Origin of the sequence: Pseudoalteromonas sp. APM04 (assembly GCF_022809815.1) — a bacterium.
Taxonomy (GTDB): Bacteria; Pseudomonadota; Gammaproteobacteria; order Enterobacterales; family Alteromonadaceae; genus Pseudoalteromonas; species Pseudoalteromonas marina.
Genome location: NZ_CP094442.1, coordinates 227963 through 241992, shown reverse-complemented (window position 1 = coordinate 241992; position 14030 = coordinate 227963). Strand labels below are relative to the sequence as shown.

Sequence of the window (14030 nt, the reverse complement as noted above, 5' to 3'; positions counted from 1 at the left end):
ATTATTGCTCAGGTGACAAAATACTATAAACATAACCACTAATTTTTTTTATAGGCCAGCCCAATAACCACTCAGGAAATTTCCAAAAAGTTAATAGCATAATAAACCAAGGTAACTTTTCTGCTAATCCAGGTTTTATCGCTATATATTTATTTTCTACACCATTAGCCAAAATAACTTCCGTTAGGTTAAATAGTAAAAAACAAAATATGACAGAAAAAAATAAGATTAAAATGTTCTCGGTAATGTTTTTACATCTTTCTGCCGTAGCAACCATTGCTTTATACTTAGAGCTGATTTGCTCATTTCCCTCTACATTGCTTTCTTGTTGCTTATTAGAAGCTTCGGCCTTTAATAAATCCACTTCGTCCCGTTTTTCTTGCAATTCAATTTCTAGTCTATTCTCAATGTTAGCTTTTTGTTTAATAGTATTAATGGCTTTATCAAACTTTGATTCTAGCATTTCAAAACTGTCTTTATGTTGAGCAAAATCAGATTGAATTGCCTGTATTTTATCTGTTGCCTCTTCTTTTACCTCTTCTATCAACTTATTTAAGGACGATTCAGCTATTGAGCTTATATTTTCTTTGGTTACCTGAGTAATATCACCAGCGACTTCATCCATAAAACAATTTAATGCTCTATCATTATTAATTATATCCTCGAATATTTTTTCTTGTTCTTCTGTAAGATCATTTAAAAAGCTAGAAATACGAATAAAAACATCTCTATGCATTTCCATAACTTTGGAGCAATTGCTCAAGAGACTATTTGAAGCTATGTCTTTCCCTTTTCCACCTGTAAGTACCCATAAAAAAACAGCAAAGTTTTTTTCACTTAAGATAGTCGTTATATCAGGCTTTACAAAAATATTATGGCTATATAAGTAGTCATTGACGGTATTAACTTGCTTGCAGTTATGTGTGATATAAAATGATTTAGATTCAACTATCTGCTCAACAGACTTATAGCCATGATCAGAAACTACATAAGCAACAGTTTCAGCATCATGTAAAGCTGCTTCTTCATGTTTATACCAAGATGATAATTTTGAAAGTATATTATCTCTTAAAGTAGTCGCTCTTATTGAGCTTATCTTATTGGATATATTTGTAAGCTTTGGCGATATATCGATTCCGCTGTCTTCCAAAAGACTTTTAACCCTAGTCTGAGAGTGCCTTACATCTATTACTTTATTAGGGTTTTTTGACATATATAAACTTATGCTACTCGTTCTTTCTCCCTTTTCATCGTGATTTTTTATTGCACGCCTAATAGAGTTATTAACTTCTGCAATATAAGATTCAGTGGTCGTTGCAATACCCTTGAGGTCCTTAATTTGTCTTAATATATCCCTAGAACATTCGACAGAGTAGCTGTCATTAAAACCTAAAATATTAATTAGAATTGATGTATCAAGATAGAACTTCTTCCCTTCTATGCAATCTTTTTCAAAATTAGGCTCTTTCAAACTTAAAATAACTTCAGCCAATAAAGCACCTGAGTATGCAGCCTCCAACACTTCTAAAGATTTACCTCCTTTTTCAATTAGCAAGCCTACTAATCTATAGAACGCATAATCGAGTGTTGATTCATAACTTTTTTCTATTGTTCCGAATGAAGTCTCATTACCAATGAAACCAGCTTCATTATTATAATCGGCTCTTGCTAAGCGTTTTGAAAACTCTTGACCATAATCAAAAGCTTTTGGCTGTAAATTAACTCGCTTTGCATACTCGGTACATAGCTTTTCGTAGTTTTCAAATATAGACTTAATCTTACTTTCTAACTCCTTGTCTTCAGTAGGCTCAATTTTTCCTATTATAAAATTCTTTTCATACTTGTTAGAGGGAGCTTCAAATAGTAAACCAGCTTGAACCATCTTTGGCACAAACTGCTCGGCAACATAAGGATGCAGTTTTAATCCATAACTTGTTTCTAAATCATCAATAAACATTTTTGGTTCAAACTTTTGGCCATATTTACCAGTTAGTATTGGAGAAAATAATGGTATGAGTCCTTTAAATAAATCTCCACTATTACCATATTCATTGTGAACCATTGCAAAATGAAATAAATGCTTACTAAGCATACTGCTTCCTTATTAATTTATTATTTTTCTAATTAAAAAATACATAGTTATCTTATTTAGATTGCAAGCTACTGAATAATGACAAATCTTGCCAAATATAAGCTAGCCAAAGCGAAGTTTGTTCATGAAAAACGAATACACGGCATTTACGTTCACACCAATTTTTAGCTTGAGCAAATAGTGTGCTCCTCGGTTTCGTCCTGGGGTTCCCAAAGGCTGCCGCCCCCTTCGGTTGCCAACGCCAACGCGACTTAACCTCAAATAGAGGTTTTAAATCCCCTAAACCTCCACGATAAAACCAATTTATGAGCGTGTTATAAACTCCCGCCCTCATTCATAAACACCAATCTACCAACACACTCCAACTCTCCGTGATCACACCCGAAAGTTATAAATTGATGAGTAATCACTTGCATGGATGCAAGTTAAGCCGTGACTTCGCCATGGATGGCGAATACACGGCGCTTACGTTCATATCAATTTTTAACTTGAGGACACAGTGTGATCCTCGGGTGCGCCGAGAGAGTCCAGAGAGAGGTCGGCGGCAGCCTCTCTTTGGTTGCCATCGCCAACGCGATAAAACCTCGAATAGAGGTTATTAATCCCTTTCCCAAACCATGTAAAAATCATGGTAAAAGCGCTTTTCGCGCGAGCAAGCTCTGCGCCTATAAGTTAAAGCGCGACTACAAACTACTCAGCAACCACTTGTTTAAACCGTGCGAACGTTCGCATGCTTTCATCTGCAATCATTACCTCATAATCTGGGTTTTGAGCAATTAGCTCATATTGCCCATTAGATAATTTATTAACTTTTCGCAGTAAATACTGCCCTTCCCCACCTATATCATCTCGCTCTATAGCGACTATTTGGCCGCGCAGCGAGCCTGCTTTATCGGACGTTATAAGCTCAAGTAACAATAAATCACCATCAAGTATTGGGTGTTTACCGCCGTTCATTGAGTTACCCGATGCGTGCGCTAAAAAATGCACATTTGGATCAAGCTTGCCTGCACCAAGTGGCGCGTCTAAATATTCAACATCGCTGCTATCGCCTGTTTTAAAATGTCCGCAGGCTATTTTAATATTTGGGAAGTAACGTAACTTCAATGTGTTAATGATAGTTTTTAAATTAGCCTTCGGCTCAGCAGCCAAGTTTGTCTGCTCTGAATTATTTACAACTTTTGAAAATTTAAAAACCTCAGCTTTCGGTTTTGCTTCTTCAAAACTGTTTTTTCCTAACCATAATTTAGCATTGCTTGATTCAGCTACTTGATACGCCCAATTACTCACGGCAAGCGATTTATTTGTATCGCAATAGAAGTAAGGTTGAAGTTTATTCGTAATTTCGGCTTTATGAATATCAAGGTTTTGTTCTAGCCAGCGGTCACGGTGAGCAAAAGCTGCGAGGTGGTCTCGCTTGTTGTTATTACAATCAGCATGCGCAGCGACAAAGTTATGTGCCAAGTCGTTTGGGTAGCGCCTAAAAGGAATAAAGTGATCGATCTCTGGCGTTTTTTTTGTTTCTTTTTCGTTTTTTAGATTCATCGGCTTTTGGCAGTAAAAGCAAAGCCCGTTTTGAATATCTATCAATAGTGGAGTTACCACTTTTAACGCAGCTCTATTACTGCCAAACAAGAACTCTTGTAGCTGGCTTTGCGATCCTAATAGTGTTTGATTCGCTTTTATAGTTTGTACCTTTTCTACCCACTCAGTAACACTAAGATGCACAACCAAATCGTAAAAACGCCTAAAACACTGAGCTATACCAGCATTTAAAACAATTCGCTTGGGCTCTCTGCCTTTACCTAAAAGTATATGGGGATATAAAAAACATTCTTCTTTACCCGACAGAAACTGCAAGCGCCAAAGAGGGCCCTTAGTGAATGTTTCTCTTAAAGAGCTAATTACTTGGCTATATTTTTGGTAGTTTTTAAATGCGTTATAACTTTTCACACCTGCATTTTGTAGTTTAAAAATTACGGTGATGAATTTTGCCTGTCCTTGGCTATTTTGCTTTAACAGCATATCTTCAGTATTAGTAATAATATCGGTAGAGTGAGCAGCGTAGGGAATTGAGTGGTTCCAATAAAGTTGAATAAATTTATCGACTAGCGTGTCGATTTTTATTTCCATTGGAGCACTCTGATCTTCACTTTGCTGTTCTACGCAAATATCAGCAATAGCATGTAATAGTGCATATTTATAAGTCGCTGTAAATTCGCCCTCAACTAGCATACGCTGTATGTATGCTATGAAGTCGAGCTGTTGCTGCATTGCACCAATCATAAAACCGGCACTGCTTTAATTAACGCATTGAGCCATACTTCACTCTCGCGCTCAGGGCGCTGATCAACCGTTTGCCATTGTTTTATTATTTTAAGATCTGTGTAGTGGTTAATTAGCGCGGTTAAGCCATCTTCATTTAAATCGGTAAATTCACGGCCATTATGTACACGCTCTTGCGTGCCGTATTTAAACGACACATACAAAACACCGTTTGGTTTTAGGGCATTTTGCAGCTTTAAAAACACCTGCGGTAACTCTACTTTTGGCACATGTAATAAACTGGCGCAGCACCAAATGCCGTCGTACATATTTGTACAATTAAGCTGCTGAAAGGTTTTAACCTCTACACTTTGTTGTAAGTAATTACTGGCTAACTTTGCAATGTTCTCGCTTGCATCAAACGCGCTAACAGTAAAACCTTGCTGTTTAAAATACATAGCATCGCGGGCACTGCCACAGCCAGCATCTAAAATATGGCCATGTTTAGGGATAAGCGGTAAAAACTCAGCGTAAAGCGCCGACATATCAACATTAAGCGTTGAGTCGCTAAAAGTTTGTGCGTTGTTATTGTAGTAAGTGAGTGTGGTACTTGGCACGATACACCCGCTCCTTGGCTAATCGTTTAACAGCTAAGCCGCTGTTAATATTAAATTCATTGGTGTTTAATCTACAGGAACAAATAAATAAAATATAGACTTAGTAGTAGAATATTTTAAATTAATACGCCCTTTTTATTAATCACATATACGCAATACAAATTTAACGGTTACAAAATTGAACATGTTAGCTTAGCCCTCCCAACACATTGATTATAAATACATAACTTTTTACAGCCAGCAATGTTATTTACATGCTTATACAAAATTTGCTACCAAATTTTTAGGCTGGTTTATACTGTACATATTGCGTCGCTAGCATGAGGGATATAATGCATAGTTTTAAAAAGTACGGTTTGTATTTGTTAGTAGCCCTCTCTTTTGGGAGTTCGGCTTGCGAAAAAAAGTTTTTTGTCGCGTCGCACGATACCTATTGGCCGCCTTACGTAGTTAATGTAGACGGCCACGCACAAGGTAAAGAGGTAACGGCACTTTGGCTTATATTTGCGGGGTCGCCTTATTGTGTTCAGGTTGAGTTTTTACCCAATACAGAGCGTGCATTTGTTGAACAAACTAAAGGCCGAATGGATTTAGGCTGGGCTGCCAGCTTTACTGAAAAACGTGCAGAGCATGTTTATTTTTCGGATAGTTACCGCAACGAGGTGATGTGGCTGTATCAGCATAAAAATAAACAATATAATGTTAAAAATCTGCAAGATGCGCTTGAACAGGGCTACACCGTGGCCGCTCATGTAGGGAGTTATTACGGCGAGCAATTTGAGCACTTAAAAAGTATTTATCCAAAACAAATTATTTTTACCGGTGCGGCAAAAACGCGTTTTGCTTTATTAGCTAAACAACGGGTCGATTTTATAATTGAAGACCAGTTAGTGGGTGAGTACTTTATTAGCCAGTCAAACACTATTAAGCGAGTTAATACTACAACCTATGTTAACAAGGGCTCTATTCATTTAATGCTGAGTAAAAATACCTCCACTATGCAAGATGTCATTGAGGTTAATAAATTAATACAAAGCCATAAGGCACAATTAGAAGAACTGTTTGAAAAATTATAACTAAATACACACTAAAAACCGTTTACAAAAGGCTGTAGTTTGAAAATATTATTGTTTATAACCCTTTTTACTTTTAGTGCATTTAATGCCTGGGGATGCACTAAAACGTTAACAGTAGCTACTAACGAAAGTTACTGGCCACCTTATGTAATTTTAAAAAACAATACGCTGGGCGGGGTTGAAATAGACGTACTTAAGGCTATTTTTAAAAGCTCACCTTATTGCTTAAATTTTAGTGTGTTACCTAGCTCGTTACGTGCATTTGAAGAACTAAAACAGGGCCGTGTTGATTTAATTTTTGCCGCCAGCAAAACGGCTGATCGCGCTGAGTATGCCCACTTTACGTTACCCTACCGTGTTGAAAAAATGCTGCTATATAAACACGCCAGTTCGCCTAATGTGAATAGCATTAACGCGTTATTTAAAAAATCGCTTACGGTAGGTGTAAACAGAGGAAGTGTTTTTGGTAATGTGTTTGAACAACTACGCACGCAGTATGCAAACCAAGTGGTGCTTACGGAGGAGTCTAAAAAGCGTTTTATTTTGCTTAACAAGCAGCGCATTAATTTTTTAATTGATGATTCGTTAGTGGCGCAATATTTTACAAAGCAGTATTCAAACATTATGCCTGCGGCATTGGTTGAGCCCATAAATATTAATAATGTGCATTTTATGCTGAGTAAAAAAACGGTTACTGCCGACGATATAGCAGCTATTAATTCGTACATTACTAACAATAAAGCGGTTATTGAGCGTATTTACCAATCACACCAGTAAATTTACTTAGTTAACCTCCTTTACTTGCTAGGCAAATTTTAAGGCTTTTTGCACCGTTTAAGTGCGTTTAGGGTTGGTTATAAATTAGCTGCCTTTTACCTTTCAATAATTGTGGCTGATCTGTATAATTCGCCAGCTAATTTACCCTATTGCTTGATGTTGTTTGTGGCCTTTTGCTACAGCAAGCTCCTGTCAGTACTCATTCTAGGATTACCCTTTTTGATCTCCACCGCAAATATTACGATGCAGTTTGGCGCAGAGCCGTTGTTTGAAAACATTTCAGCTAAATTTGGTAACGGTAACCGTTACGGTTTAATTGGCGCTAACGGCTGCGGCAAGTCGACCTTCATGAAAATTTTAAGCGGTGCGCTTGTGCCTAGCGCGGGTAATGTGTCGATTACCCCGGGGTTAAAAGTAGGTAACCTTAGCCAAGACCAGTTTGCATTTGAGCAATACACGGTGGTAGATGCGGTAATTATGGGCGACGTTGAGCTTTGGAAAGTAAAGCAAGAGCGCGAACGTATTTATTCGTTACCCGAAATGAGCGAAGAAGACGGCATGAAAGTGGCCGACCTTGAAAGCGTTTTTGCCGAAATGGACGGTTACACCGCCGAAAGCCGCGCTGAAGAAATACTAATAGAAGCGGGTATAGATAAAGAGTTTCATTATGGGTTAATGGCAAACGTTGCTCCAGGTTGGAAACTTCGTGTGCTTTTAGCGCAGGCCTTGTTTGCAAACCCAGATATACTGCTACTCGATGAGCCTACCAATAACTTGGATATTCATACCATTACGTGGCTTGCTGATGAGCTTAATAAACGTAAATGCACCATGATTATTATTTCGCATGACCGCCACTTTTTAAACTCGGTATGTACACACATGGCCGACATTGATTACGGTGAGCTGCGTATTTACCCAGGTAACTACGAGAAGTTTTTAGAAGCGGCAGGCTTGCAGCGCGAGCAGCTGTTAGCCGAAAACGCTAAAAAAAGTGCCGAGATTGACGAGCTACAAGACTTTGTTAACCGCTTTGGTGCTAACGCGTCTAAAGCTAAGCAAGCAAGTTCGCGCGCTAAAAAAATGGATAAAATTAAGCTTGATGAAGTTAAAGCATCAAGCCGTATGAGCCCATCGTTAAGTTTTGACGAAGGCAAAAAAATGTACCGCCAAGCGCTTGAAGTTAACAAACTTGGCCATGGTTTTGATGGTGAAACATTATTTAGTGGCGGTGAGTTTTTACTAGAAGCCGGTGCAAAGCTTGCGGTAATTGGCGAAAACGGTGTGGGTAAAACTACTTTTTTACGCTGTTTAGTTAACGAGCTTAAAAGTAACGAAGGCGAAATTAAGTGGTCTGAAAATGCGAGCTTTGGTTACTGCCCGCAAGACAGCACTAAAGATTTTGATAACGATTTAACGTTATTTGATTGGATGTCGCAGTGGCGTACGGCCAAGCATAACGATTTAATGGTACGTGGCATGTTAGGCCGTTTGTTGTTTACCGCAGACGATTCAAACAAAAAAGCGCGTAACTGTTCAGGTGGTGAAAAAAACCGTTTGTTATTTGGTAAGTTAATGATGCAAGACGTGAACGTGCTTGTAATGGACGAGCCAACAAACCACATGGATATGGAAGCCATTGAAGCGTTAAATAATGCGCTTAAAGACTTTGCTGGTACGCTTATTTTTGTAAGCCACGACCGTGAGTTTGTGTCGTCGTTAGCTACGCGTATTATTGATATTAAAGATAAGCAGGTTATTGATTTTCAGGGTACGTTTGACGAGTACCTTGCAAGCTGCGAAGAGAAAAAAGCATAAACCCTTTGGTGTTTAGTGTAAAAGGCGCTTAGTTAGCGCCTTTTTTGTGCTTGGTTAAATGCATAAGTAATAGCAATCCGCACTAATACTTGTGTTTTTTGTGTAGCGCTGAGAAGCTGTCGCTTCTAACGTGAGCAAGCTCTACGTCTACAAAATAGTGTTTAAAGTGACTTGTAGATACCATCTCTCATTTTAAGCTTCAAGGCCGTATTTAACTTTCTTGGAGCTTAAACGCTTCCTGGTTTTTTATTACACCAAAACATATATGAATTAGCTTTCGCATATTTGCACACACAGCTTGCATCGGTGTTTTACCATTGTTTATTAACGTTAACTTGTGTCTCTTTATTGTTTTATTCCATTGCCCTGCAACAATGGCCGCCATATAAAGTTTGCATCGAATTCTGGCTGGCCCAAGTTTACTGATTGATGTTCGCCCTTTTAATTTACCCGATTCATTATGCCGTGGAATTAATCCACAATAAGCGGCAGCTTCTTTGGCTTTATTAAATTTTTTAGCCGCAAACAAATACGTTAGCTCTCTCGATAATACGGGCCCAATACCAGGGATAGACTCAAGTAGTTTCCTGTTTCTTTTTAAATCAGGTTCATTATCTATGTGGTTATCAATGTCAGATTTAAGCTGTTTAATTTCATCGTCTAAAAACGCGATAGTCACTTTTATCGATTGGCAAACACGCGCGGAAACGTTGCTGAATTCACTTGCTTCTAATCGGTTAGCCTCTCGTTGTCGGTTACTCTCAAGCGCATCTAAACGACGAATAAGGGCTTTAAGCTCTCTAATTGCTAATGCTTCAGGTTGCCAATAATTAACGACTGCGTGCTTAGCACAGCCATAATGAGCAAGCATCGTTGCATCAGATTTGTCTGTTTTGTGAATTATGTTTAAAGCGTCTGCATACTTTTTAGCTTTACTGGGATTCGCTAAAATAATATTAAAGCCTTGCTCGTGTAAAAAATACATCAGCGCTTCATGATAAACACCCGTTGGTTCGAGGGTGATAACGAGCTCACTAGCAGCGCTTTTAGTTGTATTTAAAAGCCATTTTTCTATTGTTACAAAGTCTTGGCGCTTGTTTTTAAAGACTTTAGTTTTAATTTTATTTGTAAGTTGGTCTCTCAACCACGATAAATCAATCTTCTCTTTACTAATATCAATGCCGATAAACATCATCTCTACTTACTCCCCTTGTACATACAGCATCTACTTAAATAAAAGTGTGCTTGGATACCATTCAGTTTCTGAGAATAGAAAATCAGGGCCTTATCTACGGAGCAGTATTAAATACTAGACGCACAGGCAAGCTCACTGACTTCGATGTGATAAATGATAGCTAATCATTTATCAATGAGAGATACAAGACGCGCAGCTTGCTGGCGTGAAAAAGCAAGGCTTTTTAAAACTTGTTTTAGATTAATTCTTATCTATGTTTATACAAAGCCAAAATATATTCCTTTCCTATGCATGACTCCTCAAAATTATTAGCACATCGTTTTTCAAATAATAATCAGTTCTACTCTGTGACTATATGCTGCATAAATAGAGCACCTCTATTTAAAGAATTTGGCAATGCATGTATTGCAGCAAAGGCTATTGTGGATATGCAAAATAAAGTAAATACAATTTGTTATGTATTAATGCCTGATCATCTCCATTGGTTATTTCAGCTTAAAGACTGCTCACTAGCTAACGTAATAAAAATCTTTAAAAGTGTAACGACTGTAAAAATAAATAAGCTAAATGAAACAACAGGCAAGATTTGGCAGCAAAATTATTTTGAGCATCAGCTTCGTTCTGAAAAAGACTTAATTAATCAAGCTCGTTATATTGTTGCTAACCCACTAAGAACTGGCATAGTAAAAAGTGTCGGGCAATATCCATTTTGGGATTGTATTTATTTAAATTAAATAGCATGTAAAACAAGAAGCTGTCGCTTCTAACGTGAGCAAGCTCTACGTCTACAAAATAAGTTAACCCTACTTACTTTGGCTACTCATTTACTCCTCATTCGCTTCTCTTTGTGCATTATGTTTTTAAAAGCTCAGCTTTCAAAAGCAGTGGCTGAATGTAGCCTGCAGGTGCGCTTTGCATTCATTTAATAGCAACAGCTACAAAAGTGATTGTTTTACCACCGAGAAGTTAAGGAGAAGAGCAGGAGCAGTGACTAACCAATATTTTTAACTCTGTGCAGCGCAAAGCGCCTCGGTGCGCTCTGTGGTGATAAAAGATCACTTAACCTGTCATTTTGGTTGCTCATTTACTACTCATTCACTTCTCTTTGTGCATTAAGATTTTAAAAGCCTATTAATCACAAAGAGGTTAAGAGACGCTGAGCTTTAGAGGTAGAGCTTATTGAACTGACATAGTTGCATGAGCAAACTCGGCGTGTAAAAACCAAATTTAGGATTGGTTTTGCTCTTCTCATTTACTCCTCATTCACTTCTCTTTGTGCATTACGGTCTTAAAAGCCCATTATTCACAAAAAGGTTAAATTAACCTGCTGACGTGCTTTGCTTTCGTTTAATACCAACGTTTTACATTTAGTTGATTTATTCGTAAAAGTGATTGTTTTACCACCGAGAAGTTAAGGAGAATAACAGGAGCAGTGACTAACCAATATTTTTAACTCTGTGTAGCGCAAAGCGCCTCGGTGTGCTCTGTGGTGATAAAAAAATCACTTAACACTATTCAATTTGTCTGCTCATTTACTCCTCATTCGCTTCTCTTTGTGCATTAAGATTTAAAAGCCCCGTTTTTAAAAACAAAAAAGGAGCATTGCTGCTCCTTTTTAACTGTTTCTTAGGTTTATTAAATATCAAACCTGTCGGCGTTCATTACTTTTACCCATGCATTTACAAAGTCGTGAACAAAACGGGTTTTATTATCGTCTTGTGCATAAAACTCTGCCAATGCGCGTAAAATTGAGTTTGACCCAAATACTAAATCTACGCGTGTTGCGGTCCATTTAGTTGCACCGCTTGCGCGGTCAACAATGTTGTAAAGGCCATTACCTGTTGGCTCCCAGCGGTTTGCCATGTCGGTTAGGTTTACAAAAAAGTCGTTACTTAACGTTCCTACATTATTTGTAAATACGCCATGTTGTGTGCCGCTATGGTTTGTGCCAAGCATACGCATGCCACCAATAAGTACCGACATTTCTGGTGCTGTTAAACCCATTAGCTGGCTGCGCTCTAGTAATAACTCTTCTGCAGACACAACGTAGTCTTTTTTCAGCCAGTTTCTAAAACCGTCGTGAATAGGTTCAAGTACGTCGAACGATTCGGCGTCGGTCATGTCGTCGGTTGCGTCTCCGCGCCCTGGCGCAAATGGTACGTTAACCTCTACCCCTGCGTTTTTAGCGGCTTGTTCAACCGCTGCTGTGCCACCAAGTACAATTAAATCTGCCATGCTAACAGGTTTACTTAACCCAGCTTGTACTTTTTCAAGAGCCGCTAACACACTTGCTAAGCGCTCTGGTTCATTGCCCTGCCACTCTTTTTGCGGTGCTAAACGAATACGTGCACCGTTTGCGCCGCCTCGGTGATCAGAGCCTCGGTACGTACGCGCACTGTCCCATGCGGTGTTAATTAAATCGCTGGCGCTTACACCGCAATTAAGTAGTGTTACTTTTAAATCGGCGATTTCAGTATCTGTTAGGGTGTAATCAACGCTTGGAATTGGGTCTTGCCAAATTAAATCTTCGCTTGGTACATCGGCACCTAGGTAGCGCGCTTTTGGCCCTAAGTCGCGGTGCGTAAGTTTAAACCATGCGCGTGCAAACACGTCTGAAAAGTATTCAAAGTCGTTATGAAAACGCTCAATTATTTTGCGGTACGCTGGGTCCATTTTCATGGCCATATCGGCGTCGGTCATAATTGGGTTTAAGCGAATTGATGGGTCTTCTACATCGACCGGCTTGTCTTCTTCTTTAATATTTACAGGTTCCCATTGGTGAGCTCCTGCAGGGCTTTTTGTCAGTTCCCATTCGTAATTTAAAAGAAGGTCACAGTAGCCATTATCCCATTTTGTTGGGTGTGTGGTCCACGCACCTTCAATGCCCGATGTCATTGTATCGCGGCCAATGCCTCGTGTTTTGTGGTTATTCCACCCCATGCCTTGCTCTGAAATATCAGCTGCTTCTGGCTCTGGGCCAAGGTTAGACTCTTTTCCGTTACCGTGTGTTTTACCTACTGTGTGGCCACCTACGGTAAGCGCTGCCGTTTCTTCGTCGTCCATTGCCATGCGGGCAAACGTTTCGCGCACTTGTGCTGCAGTTTTAAGCGGATCGGGTTTACCGTTTACCCCTTCTGGGTTTACGTAAATTAGGCCCATTTGAACAGACGCTAACGGGTTTTCCATTGTGTCGGGTTTATCAACATTTTGGTAGCGTTCGTCGCTTGGTGCTAACCATTCTTTTTCGGCGCCCCAGTATACGTCTTTTTCTGGGTGCCAAATGTCTTCGCGGCCACCGGCAAAACCAAAGGTTTTTAACCCCATTGATTCGTATGCCATGTTACCCGCTAAAATAATGAGATCGGCCCACGAGAGTTTGTTGCCGTATTTCTTTTTAATTGGCCAAAGTAAGCGGCGCGCTTTGTCGAGGTTGGCGTTATCGGGCCATGAGTTTAAAGGGGCAAAGCGTTGATTTGCCGTGCCACCGCCGCCACGTCCGTCAGATAAACGGTACGAACCTGCCGAGTGCCATGCCATGCGGATCATTAAACCGCCATAGTGGCCCCAATCGGCTGGCCACCAATCTTGGCTTTGGGTCATTAAGTTTTTTAAGTCGGTTTTTACGGCTTCTAGATCTAGGGATTTGAATGCTTTAGCGTAGTTAAAGTCGCTACCGTATGGAGAGCTTTTTGTATCGTGTTGATGAAGGATGTCGAAATTAAGTGCATTTGGCCACCAATCTGTGTTTTGGCCTGCTGTTTGTGTATTGCTGCCATGCATTACCGGGCATTTGCCAGCGCTAGAGTTACTCATTATTTAATCCTCTTGGTCTAAAATAAAATACGTAAGCAATGGTCAATTTGTTTAGGTATTACTATTTTTAATTCATGCAAATGTTGCTTAATCAATTGTTTATATACTTGTACTTATTTTGAATTACCAATATAGGCTTATTTTTTGAGCTATACCAACAAATGCACCGTATTTAAAACGATTGGACCGATTTGTATTTTTGATTGGTATTTAAAAACGAGCCTTTAAAAATTTTTGATCTTTTTTTAAATAACGATGATCGAATTAAAAAGTAGCGGCGTAATGGTATGTGAAGGGTTTGAAAGTGGCTTTGGTTTACCACAGCGCACATAGGAATACCCCCCTTCACCATGAAATTGTAGTTATAACGTTAAAGG

Annotated in this window: 9 protein-coding genes; 4 read left to right on the top strand and 5 right to left on the bottom strand. The window is 39.1% G+C overall.

The window, feature by feature from the left end:
• Position 1: 1 nt before the first annotated feature.
• From MTP24_RS17005 to MTP24_RS16995, 3 genes are all read right to left on the bottom strand, one after another.
• On the bottom strand, positions 2–2092 hold the full coding sequence (locus MTP24_RS17005; RefSeq protein WP_243534402.1) for a hypothetical protein: 2091 nt from the start codon (positions 2090–2092) through the stop codon (positions 2–4).
• 690 nt (positions 2093–2782) lie between these two features.
• Positions 2783–4378, bottom strand: a complete 1596-nt coding sequence (locus MTP24_RS17000) for a S24 family peptidase (protein WP_243534400.1) — start codon at positions 4376–4378, stop codon at positions 2783–2785.
• Complete coding sequence (locus tag MTP24_RS16995; protein WP_243534398.1) at positions 4375–4974, bottom strand: class I SAM-dependent methyltransferase; 600 nt, start codon at positions 4972–4974, stop codon at positions 4375–4377. The genes MTP24_RS17000 and MTP24_RS16995 overlap by 4 nt, the downstream gene beginning before the upstream one ends.
• Positions 4975–5306: 332 nt before the next feature.
• Here MTP24_RS16995 and MTP24_RS16990 point away from each other — a divergent pair, with 332 nt between their 5' ends.
• The 3 genes from MTP24_RS16990 (at position 5307) to MTP24_RS16980 (ending at position 8645) form a co-directional block, all read left to right on the top strand.
• On the top strand, positions 5307–6050 hold the full coding sequence (locus tag MTP24_RS16990) for a transporter substrate-binding domain-containing protein (RefSeq protein WP_243534396.1): 744 nt from the start codon (positions 5307–5309) through the stop codon (positions 6048–6050).
• A 39-nt stretch (positions 6051–6089) separates the two neighbouring features.
• Entirely contained in the window at positions 6090–6827 is a 738-nt protein-coding gene (locus MTP24_RS16985) for a transporter substrate-binding domain-containing protein (protein ID WP_243534394.1), read from the top strand.
• Between the two features lie 219 nt (positions 6828–7046).
• Positions 7047–8645 carry an ABC-F family ATPase gene (locus tag MTP24_RS16980; RefSeq protein WP_010556085.1) on the top strand — a complete coding sequence of 533 codons (1599 nt, stop codon included), beginning with the start codon at positions 7047–7049 and terminating at the stop codon, positions 8643–8645.
• A 211-nt stretch (positions 8646–8856) separates the two neighbouring features.
• Here the strand turns inward: MTP24_RS16980 and MTP24_RS16975 are convergent, their stop codons facing one another.
• The gene (locus MTP24_RS16975; protein ID WP_243530847.1) at positions 8857–9840 is read right to left on the bottom strand and encodes an IS110 family transposase; all 984 of its coding nucleotides are present in this window, start codon (positions 9838–9840) and stop codon (positions 8857–8859) included.
• A gap of 287 nt (positions 9841–10127) precedes the next feature.
• Between MTP24_RS16975 and MTP24_RS16970 the strand changes: the two genes are divergently transcribed.
• Positions 10128–10574, top strand: coding sequence for a transposase (locus MTP24_RS16970; protein ID WP_083830893.1), 447 nt, complete (start codon positions 10128–10130; stop codon positions 10572–10574).
• Between the two features lie 901 nt (positions 10575–11475).
• Here the strand turns inward: MTP24_RS16970 and katG are convergent.
• A complete protein-coding gene (gene katG / locus MTP24_RS16965) occupies positions 11476–13653 on the bottom strand; it encodes a catalase/peroxidase HPI (RefSeq protein WP_243534391.1) in 2178 nt (725 codons plus the stop codon).
• Between the last annotated feature and the right edge of the window lie 377 nt (positions 13654–14030).

Coding starts and splice junctions, on each gene's coding strand:
- MTP24_RS16990 (WP_243534396.1), top strand. CDS start 5,307: ATGCATAGTTTTAAAAAGTACGGTTTGTATTTGTTAGTAGCCCTCTCT.
- MTP24_RS16970 (WP_083830893.1), top strand. CDS start 10,128: ATGCATGACTCCTCAAAATTATTAGCACATCGTTTTTCAAATAATAAT.
- katG (WP_243534391.1), bottom strand. CDS start 13,653: ATGAGTAACTCTAGCGCTGGCAAATGCCCGGTAATGCATGGCAGCAAT.
- MTP24_RS17005 (WP_243534402.1), bottom strand. CDS start 2,092: ATGCTTAGTAAGCATTTATTTCATTTTGCAATGGTTCACAATGAATAT.
- MTP24_RS17000 (WP_243534400.1), bottom strand. CDS start 4,378: ATGATTGGTGCAATGCAGCAACAGCTCGACTTCATAGCATACATACAG.
- MTP24_RS16975 (WP_243530847.1), bottom strand. CDS start 9,840: ATGATGTTTATCGGCATTGATATTAGTAAAGAGAAGATTGATTTATCG.